The sequence below is a fragment of the Enterobacter chuandaensis genome (assembly GCF_039718975.1).
Classification (GTDB): Bacteria; Pseudomonadota; Gammaproteobacteria; order Enterobacterales; family Enterobacteriaceae; genus Enterobacter; species Enterobacter chuandaensis.
On sequence record NZ_CP097173.1, the window covers coordinates 693,967 to 712,946 of the forward strand.

Here is an 18,980-nt window from a genome sequence, read left to right on the forward strand (position 1 = left end):
CCGCTGCGCTATTTCAGCAGCTTATCCAGCATGTTGATATCGGTGTTGTTGTGCAGGTGCGGTACCGTCCAGCCGTGCTGGTCGTACTCGGACATGCAGCGGTCGACCATTGCCATCATCTTGTCCATGTTCCCGGAGCTTTGCGCCTGACGCAGACACTGCAGGCGGATCTCATCCTGGCTGCCGGAGTAGTTGATTTCGTACAGCTCGTGACGGCCACCAAACTCGCTGCCGATGGCGTCCCACATCAGCTTTAAAATCTTGATGCGTTCGACGTGATCCATACCGTTAGATCCGCGCACGTACTTCGCCAGATACTGATCGATCTGCGGGTTGTTCAGATCCCGGGCGCTGGACGGCAGGTAGATCAGCCCGGAGGTGACGTTACGCTCGATGATGTTCTTGATCTTCGCGTAGGCCATCGGGGCCATGACGCGGTAGGTCTGCAGCGCCGCGTGATCCGGCAGATACGCGCCATTCACCCACGGGGTGGCTTCGGAGCACATGGAGTCGCTCAGCGCCCAGAACATATTGCGCCAGGCCACCACTTCGCCGAGATCCGCCTGCACGCCGCGGAACTCCAGGGTGCCGGTGCACTCAAGGGATTTTTTCAGCAGGGCGGTGATGAAGTCGAGCTTCACCGCCAGGCGCACGCAGGCCTGCAGCGGGTACATGCGGGCGAAGCCGCCCTCCATCGTCCAGCGACGGCAGCGGTCGAAATCGCGGTAGATCAGCACGTTTTCCCACGGGATCAGCACGTTATCCATCACCAGGATCGCGTCGTTCTCGTCGAAGCGGCTGGAAAGCGGATAGTCATACGGGGAGCCGGTTGCGCCTGCCACCATCTCGTACGAGGCGCGGGAGATCAGCTTCACGCCTTCGGCATCCATCGGCGCGACGAACATCAGCGCGAAGTCCGGGTTTTCGCCCATCACCTGCGCGGAGCCGAAGCCGATCATGTTGTAGTGGGTCAGCGCCGAGTTGGTTGCGACGACTTTCGCACCGCTGACGATAATCCCGGCATCGGTCTCTTTCTCCAGCTTGATGTAGACGTCCTTCACCTCGTCCGCCGGCTTGTGGCGGTCGATCGGCGGGTTGACGATGGCGTGGTTGAAGTACAGGGCGGTCTCCTGAATGCGGGTGTACCAGTTCCGGGCGTTCTGCTCGAACTGGCCGTAGAAGGACGGGTTAGCGCCGAGCGCGCAGCCGAACGCGGCTTTGTAGTCCGGCGTGCGGCCCATCCAGCCGTAGCTCAGGCGCGACCACTCGGCGATGGCGTCGCGCTGCTGGCGCAGGTCGTCGGCGCTTTTCGCCACGCGGAAGAACTTGTGGGTGTAGCCGCCGCTACCGGTGTCGGTGCCCCAGCACAGCGTGTCCTGCATGTCCGGCTTGTGCAGCGCGTCGTACATCTGCGCGATGGAGGCCGCCGCGTTGCGAAACGCCGGATGGGTGGTGACGTCTTTGACGCGCTCGCCGTAGATATAAATCTCACGGCCGTCCTGCAGGCTTTTTAAATACTCTTCACCGGTTAACGGACGTTTGGCATCAGCGCGGAACTCTTCAGGCTTCATAGGGACCTCGTATCGGAATAGTGTTGTTAAATTTATGTTTTGTTTTTGTTGTTTAATTGAAGCCTGAGAGGGGCGTAACGTGAAGGGACGATTAGGACAACGGCGGGTACTTTTCGGGTGGTGAGGGGATTTGTGATCTGTGCGGGTTTTCGGCGGGTGGCGCTGCGCTTACCCGCCCTACGAACCGTGATGTGTTCAGGAAATCGGTACTTTCTGCGCCCGATACGCACTCGGCGAGCAGCCCGTCAGACGATTGAAAAACCGGGCGAAATAGGCTGGATCTTTAAACCCCAGCTGCCAGGCAATTTCGCTCACTGTGCTGTCGGAAAACAGCAGCAGGCGTCTGGCCTCGCGCAGCTGGCGGTCGAAGATCAGCCGCTTCGGCGGGCGGTTGGCGAAGCGGCGGCAGATGTCGGTCAGGCGGGATTCGGTGAGGTGCAGCTCGCTGGCGTATTCCGGCACCGTCCAGTGTTCGTGGTAATGCACGTCAATCAGCTGATTGAAGCGCTGGAACAGCTTCAGCTCACCGCGCATGCCGCTGGCCGCGTGGTCGTCGAGCTTCGCGTTGCGCAGCAGCAGGGTAAACACCGCCTGCGCCAGCAGAACCAGCGTGTGCTCGCGCCCCGGCAGCTGTGCCGTGGATTCCCGGGCGATCAGCTGCCAGTAGTGCTTCAGCGCCGTCAGCTCGTCAGGTTTGTCGGCAAGCGACAGGCAGATCCCCGGCAGGCCGAACGCTTCCCGCGTGCCGGGGTAGAGCACCTCCAGCAGCGGCCAGATCAGATCCTCGCGCACCGTCAGCACGTGCCCGTCGCTGTCGGATTCGGTGATAAACGCGTGCGGCACCGACGGCGGCGTGAGGACGAAGAGCGGGGCCTGCACCGAGTAGCGGTGATCGTCGAGCTGGAGCTCAATCTGCCCGGTATCGAGAAAGTGCATCTGAAAATACTGGTCGTGACGATGCGCCTGCATGTCGCGGCCAAAAAAGGCCGCCATGCGGGCAAACGACTGGTAGTGCACATCGTCGGTGCCCAGACTCTCGTCGTATTCCTTGCTGATATCAATGTTGGCGATGGGGCTCTGGCACATGATCGTTCCTCTGTTGATCCCGCTGCGTCATCGGAATGCGCGTCAGCACCAGCGCACCGACCACCAGCAGCCCGGCCACGAACCACAGCCCGGAGCTGAAGCTGCCGGTCGCGTCGCGCAGGATCCCAATCAGCAGCGGGCTGACGGCGGATCCGACGTTGCCGATGGCGTTGATCACCGCCAGCGCCACCGCGCGGGACTGCAGGCTAATAACCTGGTCCGGCGTGGTCCAGAATATCGCCATGGCGGTAAACGATCCGGTTGAGGCCATGATGATGCCAAGCAGCTGGATCAGGCTGTGATCCGTCGCGGAGGCCAGCATCCATCCCGCCGCTGCAAACAGGTACGGCAGGATGGTGTGCTTTTTTCGCTCTTTCAGCCTGTCGGAGCGGCGACTCCACCAGATCATCCCGAGGATGGTGCAAAACTGCGGGATCGCCGCCAGCAGGCCGATGACGATATTGCTGCTCCCCGTGTTGAAGCTTTGCAGGATCTGCGGCGTCCAGATGTTGATCGCACTCAGCGTATTGGTCAGACAGAAGTAGGCCAGCGTGTAGAGCAGCACGGCGGGCGTAAGCACCTCGCGCAGCGTCGATCGCGGCGTGACGGCATGCGCAATGGCCATTTCCTGCTCGCGGGCGATCATCGTTTTCAGCGCCTGCTTTTCGTCTTCATCCAGCCAGGTAGCCTGATCCGGCGTGTCGTTGAGGTAAAACCAGGTCACCACGCCGAGCACCACCGACGGCAGCCCTTCCAGCAAGAACAGCCACTGCCAGCCCTTCAGGTTCCACAGGCCGTCCATCGCCAGGATATACCCGGAGAGGATCGAGCCGAGCATCATGGTTACCGGCATGGCGATCATAAACAGCGCGTTGGCGCGGGCGCGGTGATACGCGGGGAACCACCAGGTGAGGTAGACCAGGATCCCAGGCAGAAAACCGGCTTCGGCGATGCCCACCAGCATGCGCAGGACGTAGAGCGTTTCCGGGCTGGTGGCGAACATGGTGCAGGTGGAGGCGATGCCCCACACCACCATGATCCCGGCGATCCAGCGGCGTGCGCCGATCTTCGCCAGCATGATGTTGCTCGGGATCCCGCACAGCACGTAGGTGACGTAAAACAGCGTCGCGGCGAGGCCAAACATGGTCGACGTGAGGCCCAGATCTTTGCCCATCGTCAGCCCGGCAAAGCCGATATTGATGCGATCGAGAAATGAGAAAACGAACAGGATAAAGAGAAACACGATCAAACGACGGAACAGCTTGTTGATCGCGCGATGTTCTATAGCTTTCTTATCTTGCAGGGTTGAGGTCGTCATGCTGCGCTCCAGATCTTACGTTTAGTAGACGGATTTATTGTTATTTACTGACGTAACCGGTTGTTCGATAAAGCGCGCCGCCAGCGCTTCGGCGCTACGGGCGAGCAGGGTGGTGTCGACGCCAACGGCGACAAACCGTGCGCCGAGTTCAAGGTAGCGTTTCGCCAGCTGTTCGTTCGCCATCAGGATGCCGGGGGCTTTACCCGCCGCACGGATCTGCGCGATCGCCTGCTCGATGGCGGCCTGCACTTCCGGGTGCTGCGGGTTACCCGCAAAGCCCATGTCGGCGCTCAGATCCGCCGGGCCGATAAACACGCCGTCGACGCCTTCCACGTCCAGGATCTGCGGCAGGTTTTTCAGCGCCTCGCGGGTTTCAATCTGCACCAGCACGCACATAGCGTCGTTAGCCTGCTGCAGGTAATCCGGAATGCGGTTCCAGCGCGAGGCGCGCGCCAGGGCACTGCCGACGCCGCGAATACCCGCAGGCGGGTAGCGGGTGGCACGCACCGCCAGCCGCGCGTCGTTGGCGTTTTGCACCATCGGCACCAGCAGGGTTTGCGCGCCCACGTCCAGCAGCTGTTTGATCTGCACCGGATCGTTCCACGACGGGCGTACCACCGGCTGGCTGGGATAAGGGGCGATGGCCTGTAATTGGGTTAACACGGTTTGCACACTGTTCGGCGCGTGCTCGCCGTCGATCAGCAGCCAGTCGAAGCCTGCCCCCGCCAGCAGCTCGGCGCTGTAGCTGCTGGTCAGCCCCAGCCATAAACCGATTTGCGGGCGGCCCGCCTGCAGCGCCGCTTTGAATGCGTTTTGCATGGTCCTCTCCTAAACAAAGCGGCAGCTGATGGAGCCCATGTTGCCGTAGTCGACGTGGAAGGTGTCGCCTCTGCTGGCGGGCACCGGGCGGGTAAACGAGCCGCCGAGGATGATTTGCCCCGGCTCAAGCTGCACGTCGTACGGCGCCAGCTTGTTCGCCAGCCACGCCACGCCGTTCGCCGGGTGGTTAAGCACGCCTGCGGCAACGCCGGTCTCTTCGATCACGCCGTTGCGGTAGAGCAGGGCGGAGATCCAGCGCAGATCCAGCTCGTCGGGTTTAATCGGACGCCCACCGAGAATCACCCCGGCGTTGGCGGCGTTATCGGAGATAGTGTCGAAGACCTTGCGCGGGCGCTGGGTTTCCGGATCAACGTTGTGGCAGCGGGCGTCGATCAGCTCCAGCGCGGGAATGACGTAGTCCGTGGCGTTGTAGACGTCGAAGATCGTGCAGTTCGGGCCGCGCAGCGGTTTTGCCAGCACGAAGGCCAGCTCTACTTCGATGCGCGGGACGATAAAGCGATCGACGGGGATGTCGCTGCCGTCATGGAAGAACATGTCGTCCAGCAGCGCGCCGTAGTCCGGCTCGCTGATCTGCGAGCTGGCCTGCATCGCTTTCGAGGTGAGGCCAATCTTGTGGCCCTTCAGCACGCGGCCTTCGGCGATTTTCAGGCTGACCCATTCGCGTTGGACGGCGTAGGCGTCTTCAATGGTGATCTCCGGGTACTCCAGCGAGATCGCGCGGATCTGCTCCCGGGACTGTTCGGCCTGATGCAGGCGATGGGCGATCAGGGTATGGGTGTGTTTGTCGAGCATGGCGTATCCTTTGTGCGGCTGTTGCCGGGTGGCGCTTCGCTTACCCGGCCTACGTTCGAGCCGTTGTAGGCCCGGTAAGCGAAGCGCCACCGGGCGAAAAAGATGTCTACTTAAACAACGCGTGTACGTTGTTTTGTTTGTAGTTGAGCGTCGGGTGCAGCTCGTCGAGCTCAAAAGACAGCGCCAGATAGCGCTCCGCCATCAGCTCTGCAAAATGCGCTTTGATCAGCGCAAACAGCATCTCGCCCACCGCTTCCCGGCTCTCCAGGCTGCGCCCGGCGCCGATCTTCAGCGTCATATGCACAAAGGCGTAATCGTGCCTGCCGTCGGCCATCTGCCAGGTATCCAGCCAGTGGGCGCGGCTGCGGATGCCCCCGATGGGGAAGATGCCCGTAGCGGCGAGCGCCTCGTTCACTTTGGCGAACAGACCTGGCAGGTCGGCCTGCTCGCGGATGTTGTCGGTACATTCAGCAATAAAGTGCGGCATGGTGGCTCCTTATGCGGGCAGCGGGAAGACGGCGTTAACCTGGCCGGTGCCGGAGCTGGCGAACAGCTCGGTGAGAAACTCCACCTTGCCGTCGTATTTGTCCCAGCCGAGCATCCCCAGCAGCATTACCGTGTCGTGCATGTTGCCCTCGCCGTAACAGTAGTCGGCGTACTCCGGCAGCATGCTGCAAAACTCTTTGAACTGCCCCTCGCGCCACAGCTTCACCACGCGCTCGTCCATCTGGCGGTCAAACTCGCGGGTGTAGCTGTTCATCCCTTCCTCCGCGCGCTGGTCGTCGATAAAGCGGTGCGACAGCGAGCCGCTGGCGAGCACCGCCACGGTGCCGTCGTATTTTTCAATAGCGCTGACGATGGCCTCGCCCAGCCGGCGGCTGTCGGCGAAGTCATGAACCGTGCAGAACGCCGAGATGGAGACCACTTTGAAGTGTTTATCCGCGTTCATGTAGCGCATCGGCACCAGCGTGCCGTACTCCAGCTTGAGGCTCGGGATGTTGTGCGCTTTGGCGCGGACGCCGAGCTTCACCGCCTCGTCGGCAATCAGCTGGCCGAGTTCCGGGTTACCGTCGTAGTCGTAGGTCATGTCGCGGATAAAGTGCGGCAGCTCGTTGCTGGTGTAGACGCCTGAAAAATGGTCCGCACAGTTGATGTGGTACGCGCTGTTCACCAGCCAGTGGGTGTCGAACACGATGATGGTGTCCACGCCCAGCTCGCGGCAGCGCTTGCTTATCTCTTTATGCCCGTCGATGGCTGACTGCCGGCAGCCGTGGTTTTTACCTGGCAGCTCGGAGAGGTACATCGACGGGACGTGGGTGATTTTTGCCGCTAACGCTAATTTACCCATGATCAGACTCCCCACTTTGGAATCGGATGGTCGCCCATGGAGATGCAGACGTTCTTCATCTCCGCGAACACTTCAAAGCTGTATTCGCCGCCCTCGCGGCCGGTGCCGGAGGCCTTCACGCCGCCAAACGGCTGTCGCAGGTCGCGCACGTTCTGGGTGTTCACGAACACCATGCCCGCTTCGATATTGCGCGCCAGGCGCAGCACCTTGCTGACGTCCTGGGTCCAGATGTACGACGCCAGGCCGTACTCCACGTCGTTCGCCAGGCGCAGGCCTTCCGCCTCGTCCTTAAACGGCAGCAGGCAGGCCACCGGCCCGAAGATCTCCTCCTGCGCGACACGCATGCGGTTGTCGACGTCCGCCAGTACGGTTGGCCGCAGGAAGTTGCCGCCCTTCAGGTGTGCAGGGAGATCGGTCGGCTTGTCCGGGCCGCCCGCCAGCAGGGTCGCGCCTTCTTCAATGCCGAGGCGGATATAGCCGGAGACCTTCTCCCAGTGCTGCTGGCTGATGAGCGCGCCAATCTGGGTGTTCGGATCGGTCGGGTCACCCACGCGCAGGCGGTTGGCGCGCTCGGCGAAGCGTTTAACGAATTCCGGGTAGATGCTCTGCTGGATGAAGATGCGCGAGCCCGCGGTGCAGCGCTCGCCGTTGATGGAGAAGATGGTGAACAGGGCGGCGTCCAGCGCGCGCTCGATATCGGCATCTTCAAATATCAGCACCGGGGATTTGCCGCCCAGCTCCATGGAGTATTTCTTCAGCCCGGCGTTTTTCATGATGTTGCGCCCGGTGGCGGTGCCGCCGGTGAAGGAGACGGCGCGCACGTCGTGATGGCGCACCAGCGCGTCGCCTGCCGTTGCGCCGTAGCCCTGCACCACGTTCAGCACGCCCGCCGGAATGCCCGCCTCCAGCGCCAGCTCGCCCAGACGGTCGGCGGTCAGCGGGGAGAGTTCAGACATCTTCAGCACCGCCGTGTTGCCCAGCGCCAGGCACGGCGCGACCTTCCAGGTAGCGGTCATAAACGGCACGTTCCACGGCGACACCAGCGCGCAGACGCCCACCGGCTGCACCAGGGTGTAGTTCAGCATCTTATCGTCAACCGGGTAGGTTTTGCCGTTCATCTGCTGGCACACCTCGGCGAAGAACTCGAAGTTGTGCGAGGCGCGCGGGATGAGCACGTTTTTGGTCTGGTGGATCGGCAGACCGGTATCGGCGGTTTCCATGGCGGCGATCTCGGGCACGTTCTGGTCGATAAGATCCCCCAGACGACGCATCAGGCGCGCGCGCTCCTTCATCGGCAGGTTGGCCCATTTCGGAAACGCCTCTTTGGCGGCGGCGACCGCCTGATGAACCTCGGCTTCACCGCCGGAGGCGACTTCCGCTAATACCTCCCCGGAGGCCGGGTTGGTGGTGTGGAAGTACTCGCTTCCGGCGACGTTTTTACCGTTGATCCAGTGGTTAATCTTTTTCATTTTGCAGTCTCCTCGCTGACAATCCGGTTGACCAGGCGGCCCACGCCTTCCACTTCCACCACCACTTCATCCCCCGGCACAACGTCGGACAGCCCTTTCGGCGTGCCGGTGGCAATCATGTCGCCCGGCTGCAGGGTCATAAAATCGCTCAGGTACGCAATCAGGAACGGGATGCTGAAGATCAGATCTGCCGTGGTGCCTTCCTGACGCAGCTCGCCGTTAACGAAGGTGCGAAGACGAAGGTTGTGCGGGTCAGGGATGGCTTCTTTTGGCACGATGTTGGGGCTGATGGGCGTTAGCCCGTCGCGGCTTTTCACCCGCAGGTTCGGGCGGTAGTAGTTTTCCAGGTAGTCGCGGATGGCGTAGTCGTTGCAGACCGTGTAGCCTGCAACATACTCCATCGCGTCGGCTTCACTGACCTTGCGCGCGGTCTTCCCGATGACCACCACCAGCTCCGCCTCGTAGTGCATGTACTCAACGTTGTTCGGGCGCACCGAGGTCTGGTTGTCGCCGTTGAAGGTGTTCGGCGCTTTGATAAACACCAGCGGCTCGGTGGGCGGCTTGAAGTCCAGCTCGCTGGCGTGATCGGCATAGTTCAGACCGAGGGCGAACAGCGTGGCGTGTTCAGGCTTGCGGTGGAAAAGGGCGACGTCGCGCTCGTTCACCACCGGGTTTTCCAGCGGCGGGAAACCTGCCGCCAGAATCCGCACGCGATCGCCCGGGCGGATCTCCACGCGATTTTGCGGCGTGCCGAGCAGGATCGCATCGCCGGGATTGAGGGTGGCGAACTCGCTCAGGGCGCTCAGCAGTTCGGCGGCGCTGCGCTGCAGATCGGCGGTGTTCCAGTGATCCGCTTCGCGGCCGTTGATCTCGGTGATGATGGTCAGGTTATCCACGTTATCAACGGCCACCAGCTCGCCGAGCGGGCAAAATCCATCGCGGCATTTAGCCTTGATGGCCGGGCGGTAGAAGCTCTCTTCCGGCAGGCTCACCTCGTTGGCGAGCGCATATCCCGCGATGTACGCTGCGGCATCCTCTGCACGCACCCTGCTGGCCGTTTTACCGACCACCAGCGCCACCGTTGCGCCGCTTAACACCGTTTCCCCCTGCGGGAAGGGGATCGGTTCGCCTGCACGAATTACCGTGTTGTGCGGCTTGATAAACCACACCGGCGTTTTTGGCGGCGTGTTGTAAGGGGCTTTTTCAAATGCCTCAGCCCAGGCATCTCGCTGGCTCTGATGGTTCAGCGCCACGGCAAAAACGGTACCTTTCATTCATCTACTCCTCACCCCGGTGGTCCGGGTTATCATTTCATTAATATGTTAATGATCTGGTTTTATGCTTTTGCTGTTTATTTCGCAATCAGAAGTGAAGAATTTGTGATATGAATAACAATAAATTTACATCTTGACGTTTGTTTCTATTAAAATCAGATAGTTAATAAAATTGAATGGTTTCTGTTAGACTTTTTGACGGAAAACGTGTTGTTTATAAAAACATCTTTTATGAATTGTTTACTTGTTAATGATGTAAAGGGGAGAGGCTATGCATGATTCATTAACCATCGCGCTGCTGCAGGCGCGGGAAGCGGCGATGTCCTACTTCCGTCCGATTGTGAAGCGGCATAACCTCACCGAGCAGCAGTGGCGAATCGTGCGTGTGCTGGCTGAACATCCGTCGATGGATTTTCACGATCTGGCGTTTCGCACCTGCATTTTGCGGCCGAGCCTGACCGGTATTCTGACGCGCATGGAGCGCGACGGCTTGGTGCTGCGCTTAAAGCCGGTGAACGACCAGCGCAAGCTGTACGTGTCGCTGACCAAAGAGGGGAATGCGCTGTACGAGCACGCCCAGGCGCAGGTGGAAGAGGCGTATCAGCAGATTGAGGCGGAATACACCCCCGAGAAGATGAAACAGCTGACGGCGCTGCTGGAAGAGTTTATTGAACTCGGAAACCGGCATAACGCAGCGCGGGAAGAAGAGTAAAAACCACAAATTCCAGGATGATTTTCGTAAAGTTTTCCCTTTCCAGGCCGAAAATTCTGTTATCTGTCTGAGGAAAGAGAAAACATGTTAAACCGTATCAAGATTGTCACCAGTTTAATGCTGGTTTTAGCGATATTTGGCCTTTTACAACTCACATCCGGTGGTCTTTTCTTTAATGCTCTTAAGAATGACAAAGAGAATTTCACCGTCCTGCAAACCATTCGTCAGCAACAATCCACCCTTAACGGGAGTTGGGTTGCGCTGCTGCAAACCCGTAATACCCTGAACCGTGCGGGCATCCGCTACATGATGGACCAGAGCAATATCGGCAGCGGCGCGACCGTTAACGATCTGATGCAAATTGCGTCTGCGTCTCTGAAACAGGCGGAAAAAAACTGGGCTGACTATGAAGCCCTGCCGCGCGACCCGCGTCAGAGTGACGCCGCTGCGCTGGAAATCAAACGTAACTACGATATCTACCACGGTGCGCTGGCTGAGCTGATTCAGCTACTGGGGGCGGGCAAAATCAACGCCTTCTTCGACCAGCCGACCCAGAGCTACCAGGATGGATTCGAGAAGCAGTACGTGAGCTACCTGCAGCAGAACGACAAGCTGTACCAGATGGCGGTTGAAGACAGCAATAGCTCTTACACTCAGGCTATCTGGGTACTGATCAGCGTGCTGATTGCCGTGCTGGTGGTGATTGTGGCCGTGTGGCTGGGTATCAAGCAGGCGCTGATCTCTCCGCTGACGCGTCTCATCGACAATATTCGCCACATCGCCAGCGGCGACCTGGTGAAGCGCATTGAGGTGCAGGGCTCCAACGAGATGGGCGAACTGGCCGACTCGCTGCGTCATATGCAGGGCGAGCTGGTGCGTACCGTGGGCGACGTGCGTAACGGTGCAAACGCTATCTACAGCGGTGCAAGCGAAATCGCGATGGGCAATAACGACCTCTCTTCCCGTACTGAACAGCAGGCCGCTTCCCTGGAAGAGACCGCTGCCAGCATGGAGCAACTGACGGCAACCGTTAAGCAGAACGCCGAAAACGCCCGTCAGGCGAGCCACCTGGCGCTGAGCGCGTCTGAAACCGCGCAGAAGGGCGGCAAGGTGGTGGACAACGTGGTGCAAACCATGCGTGACATCGCGGGCAGTTCGCAGAAAATTGCCGATATTATCAGCGTGATCGACGGCATTGCCTTCCAGACCAATATCCTGGCACTGAACGCGGCGGTAGAAGCGGCGCGTGCGGGCGAGCAGGGCCGTGGTTTTGCAGTGGTGGCAGGTGAAGTGCGTAACCTGGCCCAGCGCAGCGCCCAGGCAGCACGTGAGATCAAGAGCCTGATTGAAGACTCCGTGGGTCGTGTGGAAGTGGGCTCTACGCTGGTAGAAAGCGCCGGTGAAACCATGGGCGAAATCGTGAATGCGGTGACCCGCGTCACCGATATTATGGGCGAGATTGCGTCTGCGTCTGACGAGCAGAGCCGCGGTATCGACCAGGTGGGTCTGGCGGTGGCAGAGATGGACCGCGTGACCCAGCAGAACGCCTCGCTGGTTGAGGAATCTGCGGCGGCTGCGGCGGCGCTGGAAGAGCAGGCGAGCCGTCTGACGCAGGCTGTAGCGGTGTTCCGCATTCAGCAGGAGCAAATGAAAGCACGCGAGTTCGCTTCCGCGAAAAGCGTTGCCGCGCCGGTGATGTCGCGTAAAGTCGCGACGGCGGACGCGGGCGATAACTGGGAAACGTTCTAACTCTGTGCGTTGTGCCGGGTGGCGGCTACGCCTTACCCGGCCAACGGAAGGTTGTTGTAGGCCCGGTAAGCGCAGCGCAATCGGGCGATATCAAAGCGGCAGGCGCATGGCGCAGCGCGATTCATACGCTAAACCGTGCGCCGTCTCTTCTTTGCGTTTTTTACGCAACTCAGGCGTCAGCGTCGTCATCATTTCAAACCCCAACCGCGCATAGAATGGTGCATTCCACGGCACGTCCCGGAACGTCGTCAACGTCAGCGACCTCAGCCCCATTTGGCGGGCATGGTCAGCCGCACGGGCGATGAGCTGCCGACCGAACCCTTTTCCCTGCCAGTCCCGATCAACCGAGAGCTCCACAATAAACAGCGACGAAGCGTGCGCTTCGGTGAGGATAAACCCCACGGGACGGTCATTCGCCAGCGCCAGCCAGCTGAGCCCCCGTTCGGCATAGTCGAGATGCTGTTCAGCGGAAATGACCTCGCCATCGGCAAGCCAGGCGAGGTCAGAGTAGTCACGAAAACGCTCGCCCGCCGCGCGCTCAATGGCGGGCAGAGCGGCAACGTCGTCAATGCGTGTGGGCCGAACGGTAAGGTTAAGGGCGACCATTAGCCTGCGCGACTCACAATTTTAATTTCGACCATGCCAATGCCGAGTTCGCGCGGTGAATGGCCGAGAATATTCCCTTCATTGGTCGACTGCGGATCCGGCGGCACAATGACCAGAGTATTGCAGCGCGATGGATTCTCAAAATGCAGGGTGTGGGTGCTTACGTCGTTTCCGAGCGTCAGCGTCTGCTCTTGATCGCCCACGCGCACCGGCACGGGTTTATTCGCGTTAGGCCCGTACGCTCTGGCCGTGATCACCAGATCAAATTGTTCCGGCAGCGGATGGGTGTACTCAATTTTTACCTCATTACCCAGCTGCGCGTTTGACCAGCGTCCCCATGACTCCGGACGGGAGATGCCGCTAAACTGCTTCACCTCTTCGGGAGCACCTGCCACGTTAAAGATAAAGCTGTCCGCTTTATAGCGGATGTCGTTATCGACGATTTTCAGCATGTCGACATTCCGCTGATAGCGCGCGGTATCAATCACCGTATCGTTAAATGCGGTTTTGCCTTTCCACTGGGCTTTATTCACATGCTGCACGGTTTGCTCCCCGCCAAGCTGGCCCTGAGAGACGCACCAGTCGGTAGAAAGCGCCAGCGGCTGGGACCAGAGCTGGCCCATTTTGTAACATCTGTCGATCCAGACGAAATTATCGCGAGGGGCGAAATCGGCCAGCTGGAAACGCAGCGGCGCGGAATACTCGCTTTCCGGCAGCGGCTCGACGCGACTATCCGACACGCGCACCAGCAGCGGCAGGCGGAAATTACTGCCGGAGAAGGCGATGGTGTTTTTATCCCGATCGACGGTGAAGTCTTTCATCTCTTTCGGGAAGTTCCACAGGCGGATGATATCGGGCTTCCAGGCGAGAATTTTTTCCTTCATGTTGAGGAACACTTCCGACAGGGATTGCCCCGACAGCGTGCTGCGGCCCAGGCCAATAAAGTTGTCGCCCCCCAGAATGTCCAGCACGGTTGCACCGTTATCCATGGAGTTGCGTTTGGTGGCGATTAACTCCTGCTGCGGCTGGTCGCCGCGCAGCACGAAGAACAGGTTGCTGCGATCCTGCTTGTTGAGCTGATCCCAGGCGCTGTTTTTCATCGCCAGATGATCGGACGAAACGACGATGACGGTGTTTTTGAAATACGGCGAGGCTTTGATTTTCTCCACCAGCGCGGCAATGTGCTCCTGGCTACAGGTCACGGCGCTGAAAGATTTGTTGTTTTTGCCTTCAACGTCATAGCTTTTGCGTTTGCAGGTGCGCGAGACGAACCCGTCCGGATGGTGGGTGTCCACCGTCAGCGTAAAGAGCGAGAAGCGTTTGCCCGCGCGGGAAAGCGCCTCGAATTTCTTCCAGGTTTCGTCCAGAACCGTATCGTCATAGAAGCCCCAGTCGTTGCGGTAGTGAGGATCGGCAACCGTCGTTTTTAACTCTTCTGAGCCATACAGGTGGTCAAAACCGTGGGATTTCAGAAACACATCTTTTCCGGCAAAGCGCAGGTTAGCGCCCTGCACAAAATAGTTTTCGTAGCCGGAGTTTTTCAGGATATCGCCAAGGCAAATATTCTGCGGGAAGAACGTCGACATCGAGGCTGAGGCGTTACCTTCGAAAGGCGCGAACAGCGGGATACCGCACTGGGAGGCAACCATTCCGGCGATGGTGTAATCCGTGCCGGGTAACTGCATAGTGTGGCTGAAATCGAGACCTTCGTTTTTCAGCGCGCCAAGCTCTGGCGTCAGGTTCGGAAAGGCATCGTTATCAAAATAGGTGCGTTCCAGGCTTTCACCGTAGATATAAACCAGGTTGAGCTTCGGGTTGGCGATCGTTTTCGATGGCTCTTTGTAATAGGCTACAAAGTCCGGATCGCCGTCGCGCGACTGGGATTTCACCAGCTCGGTGATCTGATGAAACGCCGGGCTGGCGTCGACGGAGGCCAGCGCCAGGAACAGCGCCAGCAGGCTGTAACCATGATGGTGCGGAAGATGGCGACGGCGGCGCAGCACCCAGGCGAGCGCGCCAAAAATGGTCACCAGCGCGACGATGAGACCGAGCCCCGGAAGGATGTACTTGCCCACACCCGCGCCCGTGAGGCTGTTCGTCAGGGTGTAGAGCACCGCATCGTTAATGCCGTCACCGGTGAAGTAATCGCTGGCGTATAAGGTAATGTTTAAAATAATAAAAATGCCGAGCACTACCAGCGTGGCGACAAACCACCAGGTGTGACGACCGGCTTTCCAGGCATAAACGCCGACAGAAGCCAGAAAAAGGATAAGAGAGATGAATTCTGACAACAGCATATCCTCATGATGCCAGGTACTTCGCTGGCTAACTGTTTATTTTTTGGTAAGACAATGTAATAGCGATGTCGTTTAGCTGCAATTTTAGTGTCACGAAAGTGTGCTGTTGTTAGGATTTGGTTTAGAAAATCGTTTATATGAAGGTGGTCGCATCCTGACAAACGGACGCTGAGACGATGACAGGTAGGAAAAACGCTCGTTTAACGCCGCGTTGCAAGACTATCGCATTAAACGCGGCGTGTTGTGGCAGAAAATGGGGGAAGATCAGGAGATGAAATTAACGCCTTGTTTCAGCACCAGATCGCAGGCTTTGGTTTTCACCTGTTTTGCCAGAGCGGAGTTGCCGAGTGTGCTCAGGTTAAGCTGCTGGCCGTTTTGCGCATTAAGCAGGCCCTGAATGCCGTCCATATAGCTGGTATCCGCTTTTTGTTCCTGAGTATCCAGACCCAGTTTACCCAGCACCTGGTTTTTCACGTTTTGCGCGTCGGTCACCGAGGCCAGCTTTTGCTTCGCGCAATATTCCAGAATTCCCGCCGCGTTGTTCATCGTCCCCGCGCTCAGGCTCTGGGAGCTGTTGCTCAGCAGGCTGGTGAGAGAAGAGGCGGAGAGGCCGCCCTGAGAGCCGCTGCTCTCTTTGGTCAGCTCATTCGCTGCGCTTGACAGGGACTCCTGCCAGGAGGCCGCCTGCGCTGCGCCTGTAATCAGCAGCGCGCCTAAAAAGGTGCTGATAAGAATCTGTTTTTTCATCATGGCTTTCTCAAAAAGGTCCGTTTTGGGCCGGAAGGGTTTCAGTATATACCTGCGCCCTGCTGGCGATTCCTGGAACTGTCTTAATACTCTTTGCCGGTGACGCGGCTGCGGTAACTGTCCCAATTGAAGTTTACCCATAAACTCGCACCTAAACGCATCCTATCCATTACGCGCTCACCGAGAAGCTTAGTCATATCCTCAATATTGTAATTTGTTAGCATGCCTGTAGGCCGTTTGGATGAGGATCTTCGATCAACGAGTTGATTTATGATGACCTTTTCGTATTTAGATTCAGTTTGCACGCCAATTTCATCAATCACAAGGAGATCAACATTGCTTAAGTCGGTAAGCAATTGCTCTTCACTTGTCTCTTTGTTAGTGAAGGTATCTTTCATTGCAGTCATTATGTCTGCAACAGTAATGATTAAAACGGACTTTCCTTGAATTAACAAAGCATTACATATTGCTGCGGCAAGATGATTCTTTCCGGTTCCTGGTTTGCCAGTAAATATGAAACTAGCAATATTCCCTTCAAAATTATCGACATACTGCCTGGCCTTGTTAAGAGCATTAAGTTGTCCATCGCTTTCAACAATATAATTATCGAATGAACAATTTTGGTGTAACGGGCGAATGCCAGAACGGTTGAATGTTCGCTGCATTTTCATAGCCCTATTTTCACGTGCGAGTGCTGCAGCTCGGATTTTCCCCTGTTCTTTTTGCCAGGCTAACAATTCTTCGCCTGTGGTAAAGGCAGGTTTTACATTAGCTGGCATCATTTTCTGCAGTCGTTTCATCAGATCGCCGACGTTTTTCATATCATCCTCTGAAGCCTGGTGGGATAGTATTGTCTGGTTCTGAAATTGCGTTGATATCGCGCTTTGGCTGGCCATTGTTGCTGGCGCGGGTAATTTGAAGATGTCGCGCGAGCTTTTGCTGCCATTGAATATGGGTGAATACTTTGCCTTCCGCCTGCCACCAGGCGATAAACGCGGCGAGCTCTTCCGCGGTGGCCGGCTGGGTTAACGCAATGCCCCACAGCGCCGCCTGCCGCTGGAAATCTGCATCAGGCTGCCAGCCCGCATACAGGACAAATTTGCCCATCGGAACGGTCAGCGGGGTATTAACCGGTTCTTCAAAAAACTGGTTATCCAGCGCGACATCGCTCGCCGGGCGTGACAATTGCGCTTCGATTTCCAGAAGCTGCGCCAGACGTTCCGGTGTGATTGCGTAAAACGCCGGCGCGTTGTCAGCAAAAACCGCAACCGTGCCGCCTTCGGCGTGGGTCAACACACCGCGTGGGTCGCGCATAAAGGCATCAATGCCAGCAATGCTGGTGGTCAGAATTCTGGAGGACATAACGCTTACTCAACTGATTACTACGGGCGTGATATGGGCTTATGGTAGCACAGAGAGAGGAAAGGGAAGGAGGGGATTTCCCCGGTGGCGCTGCGCTTGCCGGGGATAGAGACATTGGCCTGAAAAGCGCAGCGCCATCAGGCAGTTATCACGCGATGATATTCAGGGTCACGTCGATGTTGCCGCGGGTCGCGTTAGAGTACGGGCAGACGATATGTGCGGCATCCACCAGCTTTTTGGCTTCCGAAGGATCCATACCTTCAACGTGGATGTTCAGCTTCGCTTCGATACCAAAACCGGTTGGCAGCGGGCCAATACCCACTTCGCCTTCAATAAAGGCATCTTTAGGCAGAGTAAATTTGTCGCGTGCTGCGACAAACTTCATCGCGCCCAGGAAACAGGCAGAGTAGCCAGCGGCAAACAGCTGCTCAGGGTTAGTGACTTCGCCCCCCATGCCGCCCATCTCTTTTGGCACACCCAGTTTAACGTCCAGAACACCATCAGAAGAGGTCGCGCGACCGTCACGGCCTCCGGTAGCTTTTGCTTTGGCGGTATAAACAACTTTTTCTAAAGACATGGCAGGTTCCTCATCTTACATTTATGTGTGCTATTAAATAGCGTGCGATATATATGAGTAAATAAATACGCGTAAAGTATAGCCTCACGCGCGTTGAATCTGTTGTCGCAAAAGTTCCAGCTGCTGCTTGAGTGACAGCATGGTCTCGGTATCACACTGGGCTGCGCACCCCACCGCATGGGGGATCCCTGCGGCCTCATTCTGGAGGTGACGTCCCGCATCGGTCAGCGTGACGGCGACCTGACGTTCGTCTTTTCGCGAGCGGTGACGGTTGATCAACCCTGCACTTTCAAGACGCTTCAAAAGCGGCGTCAGCGTGGCGGAGTCCAGGAACAATCGTTCACCAATGTCCGACACCGTCACGTCATCCTGCTCCCACAGCACCAGCATCACCAGGTATTGCGGGTAAGTCAGGTTCAGCGGTGCCAGCAGTTGCCGGTACAGCTTGTTAAGCGCCAGATTTGCCGAGTAGAGAGCAAAGCAGAGCTGGTTATCCAGCTTGAGCGCAGCGGTCGTGTCGTTCATTTTCGCGTTCATGAGTTGACTATAGATAGTGTGCGATTTAATTGCAAGCAATTTTATGGGCAGGTATAACGGAGCGCTACCTGAACGGCCATCTTACGGTAGTGCTGGCGCTGGGCCTGTTCGTCTGCACCCTCTTCGAACAGCAGCGTAAAGGTGTAGCTGTTGGCAACGTAGTGGAAGCTAAAGCTGCTTATCAGGCGGTGAAGATCGCGGGCGTCAACCGTCTGGCTGAACAGCTGTTTTTCTTTTCCCCGGCGCAGGATCCCTTCCAGCAGGTCGAGCGCGCTGCGGTTGACCTGACGAAGATAGCTTGACTGCTGCATAAAACGGCCGCGCTGCATGTTTTCCATGCATATAATGCGGATGTAATCCGGGTGGTCGGCGTGATAGTCAAAGGTGGCTTCAACCAGGTGGACCAGCGCTTCAACGGGAGGCATATCCGTCAGGCTGAGCGCTTTTTCGCTGGCGCGAATTTGGGTGTAAACATATTCCAGTACAAGGAGATAGAGATTCTCTTTGTTTTTAAAATGGTACACCACCATACGTTTGGTGGTGCCCGCTTTCTCGGCGATCTGCTCCATGCGGGCACCGTTTAGTCCATATTCGGCAAACAGTGCGATAGCGCTCTGAAAAATTTTCTCTTTCAGGCTGGATTCTTCACTGTGCTCGGGGTGTTCGCTGCCGGGGTTAGCCACATCCTTTCCTTA

19 protein-coding genes are annotated in these 18,980 nt (G+C 57.8%); 2 read left to right on the plus strand and 17 right to left on the minus strand.

From position 1 onward, the window contains the following. Positions 1 to 8: 8 nt before the first annotated feature. The 9 genes from hpaB to hpaG all read right to left on the minus strand — a co-directional run bounded on the left by hpaB (position 9) and on the right by hpaG (position 9,698). Positions 9 to 1,571 carry a 4-hydroxyphenylacetate 3-monooxygenase, oxygenase component gene (hpaB, locus tag MX657_RS03440; protein ID WP_346807316.1) on the minus strand — a complete coding sequence of 521 codons (1,563 nt, stop codon included), beginning with the start codon at positions 1,569 to 1,571 and terminating at the stop codon, positions 9 to 11. Between the two features lie 195 nt (positions 1,572 to 1,766). Continuing rightward, positions 1,767 to 2,657 carry a 4-hydroxyphenylacetate catabolism regulatory protein HpaA gene (gene hpaA, locus MX657_RS03445; RefSeq protein WP_218728442.1) on the minus strand — a complete coding sequence of 297 codons (891 nt, stop codon included), beginning with the start codon at positions 2,655 to 2,657 and terminating at the stop codon, positions 1,767 to 1,769. Next, entirely contained in the window at positions 2,629 to 3,975 is a 1,347-nt protein-coding gene (gene hpaX, locus MX657_RS03450; protein ID WP_346807318.1) for a 4-hydroxyphenylacetate permease, read from the minus strand. The genes hpaA and hpaX overlap by 29 nt, the downstream gene beginning before the upstream one ends. Positions 3,976 to 3,996: 21 nt before the next feature. After that, positions 3,997 to 4,794 carry a 4-hydroxy-2-oxoheptanedioate aldolase gene (gene hpaI, locus MX657_RS03455; protein WP_346807319.1) on the minus strand — a complete coding sequence of 266 codons (798 nt, stop codon included), beginning with the start codon at positions 4,792 to 4,794 and terminating at the stop codon, positions 3,997 to 3,999. A gap of 9 nt (positions 4,795 to 4,803) precedes the next feature. Next, positions 4,804 to 5,607, minus strand: a complete 804-nt coding sequence (gene hpaH / locus MX657_RS03460; protein ID WP_023305397.1) for a 2-oxo-hept-4-ene-1,7-dioate hydratase — start codon at positions 5,605 to 5,607, stop codon at positions 4,804 to 4,806. Positions 5,608 to 5,713: 106 nt separating this feature from the next. After that, positions 5,714 to 6,094 carry a 5-carboxymethyl-2-hydroxymuconate Delta-isomerase gene (locus MX657_RS03465; RefSeq protein WP_119916102.1) on the minus strand — a complete coding sequence of 127 codons (381 nt, stop codon included), beginning with the start codon at positions 6,092 to 6,094 and terminating at the stop codon, positions 5,714 to 5,716. Between the two features lie 9 nt (positions 6,095 to 6,103). Beyond that, positions 6,104 to 6,955 carry a 3,4-dihydroxyphenylacetate 2,3-dioxygenase gene (gene hpaD, locus MX657_RS03470; RefSeq protein WP_024908288.1) on the minus strand — a complete coding sequence of 284 codons (852 nt, stop codon included), beginning with the start codon at positions 6,953 to 6,955 and terminating at the stop codon, positions 6,104 to 6,106. Between the two features lie 2 nt (positions 6,956 to 6,957). Then, the gene (gene hpaE / locus MX657_RS03475) at positions 6,958 to 8,424 is read right to left on the minus strand and encodes a 5-carboxymethyl-2-hydroxymuconate semialdehyde dehydrogenase (protein WP_119916101.1); all 1,467 of its coding nucleotides are present in this window, start codon (positions 8,422 to 8,424) and stop codon (positions 6,958 to 6,960) included. After that, positions 8,421 to 9,698: a 4-hydroxyphenylacetate degradation bifunctional isomerase/decarboxylase gene (hpaG, locus tag MX657_RS03480; RefSeq protein WP_346807322.1), complete on the minus strand. Its 1,278-nt coding sequence runs from the start codon at positions 9,696 to 9,698 to the stop codon at positions 8,421 to 8,423. Before hpaG ends, hpaE begins: the two co-directional genes overlap by 4 nt. 271 nt (positions 9,699 to 9,969) lie before the next feature. On the opposite strand from hpaG, the gene hpaR reads away from it, so the two are divergent. Beyond that, entirely contained in the window at positions 9,970 to 10,410 is a 441-nt protein-coding gene (gene hpaR, locus MX657_RS03485) for a homoprotocatechuate degradation operon regulator HpaR (RefSeq protein WP_023334396.1), read from the plus strand. An 84-nt stretch (positions 10,411 to 10,494) separates the two neighbouring features. Next, positions 10,495 to 12,159, plus strand: a complete 1,665-nt coding sequence (tsr, locus tag MX657_RS03490; RefSeq protein WP_119916099.1) for a methyl-accepting chemotaxis protein — start codon at positions 10,495 to 10,497, stop codon at positions 12,157 to 12,159. 90 nt (positions 12,160 to 12,249) lie between these two features. Here the strand turns inward: tsr and MX657_RS03495 are convergent, their stop codons facing one another. From MX657_RS03495 to MX657_RS03530, 8 genes are all read right to left on the minus strand, one after another. Continuing rightward, positions 12,250 to 12,765, minus strand: coding sequence for a GNAT family N-acetyltransferase (locus MX657_RS03495; RefSeq protein ID WP_346807324.1), 516 nt, complete (start codon positions 12,763 to 12,765; stop codon positions 12,250 to 12,252). Next, on the minus strand, positions 12,765 to 15,056 hold the full coding sequence (gene opgB / locus MX657_RS03500) for a phosphatidylglycerol--membrane-oligosaccharide glycerophosphotransferase (protein ID WP_346807326.1): 2,292 nt from the start codon (positions 15,054 to 15,056) through the stop codon (positions 12,765 to 12,767). The genes MX657_RS03495 and opgB overlap by 1 nt, the downstream gene beginning before the upstream one ends. 270 nt (positions 15,057 to 15,326) lie before the next feature. Continuing rightward, positions 15,327 to 15,809, minus strand: coding sequence for a DUF2501 domain-containing protein (locus tag MX657_RS03505; protein WP_217479571.1), 483 nt, complete (start codon positions 15,807 to 15,809; stop codon positions 15,327 to 15,329). A gap of 83 nt (positions 15,810 to 15,892) precedes the next feature. Next, positions 15,893 to 16,630: a DNA replication protein DnaC gene (gene dnaC / locus MX657_RS03510; protein ID WP_104949448.1), complete on the minus strand. Its 738-nt coding sequence runs from the start codon at positions 16,628 to 16,630 to the stop codon at positions 15,893 to 15,895. A gap of 1 nt (position 16,631) precedes the next feature. Next, positions 16,632 to 17,171, minus strand: a complete 540-nt coding sequence (dnaT, locus tag MX657_RS03515) for a primosomal protein DnaT (RefSeq protein ID WP_333017218.1) — start codon at positions 17,169 to 17,171, stop codon at positions 16,632 to 16,634. A gap of 148 nt (positions 17,172 to 17,319) precedes the next feature. After that, positions 17,320 to 17,748, minus strand: coding sequence for an organic hydroperoxide resistance protein (locus tag MX657_RS03520; RefSeq protein ID WP_080328953.1), 429 nt, complete (start codon positions 17,746 to 17,748; stop codon positions 17,320 to 17,322). Between the two features lie 84 nt (positions 17,749 to 17,832). Continuing rightward, complete coding sequence (locus MX657_RS03525) at positions 17,833 to 18,285, minus strand: MarR family winged helix-turn-helix transcriptional regulator (protein ID WP_080328954.1); 453 nt, start codon at positions 18,283 to 18,285, stop codon at positions 17,833 to 17,835. Positions 18,286 to 18,326: 41 nt separating this feature from the next. Then, positions 18,327 to 18,968, minus strand: coding sequence for a TetR family transcriptional regulator (locus MX657_RS03530; RefSeq protein WP_080328955.1), 642 nt, complete (start codon positions 18,966 to 18,968; stop codon positions 18,327 to 18,329). Between the last annotated feature and the right edge of the window lie 12 nt (positions 18,969 to 18,980).

Bases quoted from the DNA above. Each gene is read 5' to 3' on its own strand.
- hpaG (WP_346807322.1), bottom strand. From the start codon at position 9,698: ATGAAAGGTACCGTTTTTGCCGTGGCGCTGAACCATCAGAGCCAGCGA.
- MX657_RS03520 (WP_080328953.1), bottom strand. From the start codon at position 17,748: ATGTCTTTAGAAAAAGTTGTTTATACCGCCAAAGCAAAAGCTACCGGA.
- hpaD (WP_024908288.1), bottom strand. From the start codon at position 6,955: ATGGGTAAATTAGCGTTAGCGGCAAAAATCACCCACGTCCCGTCGATG.
- MX657_RS03505 (WP_217479571.1), bottom strand. From the start codon at position 15,809: ATGAAAAAACAGATTCTTATCAGCACCTTTTTAGGCGCGCTGCTGATT.
- hpaE (WP_119916101.1), bottom strand. From the start codon at position 8,424: ATGAAAAAGATTAACCACTGGATCAACGGTAAAAACGTCGCCGGAAGC.
- hpaX (WP_346807318.1), bottom strand. From the start codon at position 3,975: ATGACGACCTCAACCCTGCAAGATAAGAAAGCTATAGAACATCGCGCG.
- hpaR (WP_023334396.1), top strand. From the start codon at position 9,970: ATGCATGATTCATTAACCATCGCGCTGCTGCAGGCGCGGGAAGCGGCG.
- hpaH (WP_023305397.1), bottom strand. From the start codon at position 5,607: ATGCTCGACAAACACACCCATACCCTGATCGCCCATCGCCTGCATCAG.
- hpaI (WP_346807319.1), bottom strand. From the start codon at position 4,794: ATGCAAAACGCATTCAAAGCGGCGCTGCAGGCGGGCCGCCCGCAAATC.
- MX657_RS03525 (WP_080328954.1), bottom strand. From the start codon at position 18,285: ATGAACGCGAAAATGAACGACACGACCGCTGCGCTCAAGCTGGATAAC.
- MX657_RS03495 (WP_346807324.1), bottom strand. From the start codon at position 12,765: ATGGTCGCCCTTAACCTTACCGTTCGGCCCACACGCATTGACGACGTT.
- dnaC (WP_104949448.1), bottom strand. From the start codon at position 16,630: ATGAAAAACGTCGGCGATCTGATGAAACGACTGCAGAAAATGATGCCA.
- tsr (WP_119916099.1), top strand. From the start codon at position 10,495: ATGTTAAACCGTATCAAGATTGTCACCAGTTTAATGCTGGTTTTAGCG.
- hpaA (WP_218728442.1), bottom strand. From the start codon at position 2,657: ATGTGCCAGAGCCCCATCGCCAACATTGATATCAGCAAGGAATACGAC.
- dnaT (WP_333017218.1), bottom strand. From the start codon at position 17,171: ATGTCCTCCAGAATTCTGACCACCAGCATTGCTGGCATTGATGCCTTT.
- MX657_RS03465 (WP_119916102.1), bottom strand. From the start codon at position 6,094: ATGCCGCACTTTATTGCTGAATGTACCGACAACATCCGCGAGCAGGCC.
- hpaB (WP_346807316.1), bottom strand. From the start codon at position 1,571: ATGAAGCCTGAAGAGTTCCGCGCTGATGCCAAACGTCCGTTAACCGGT.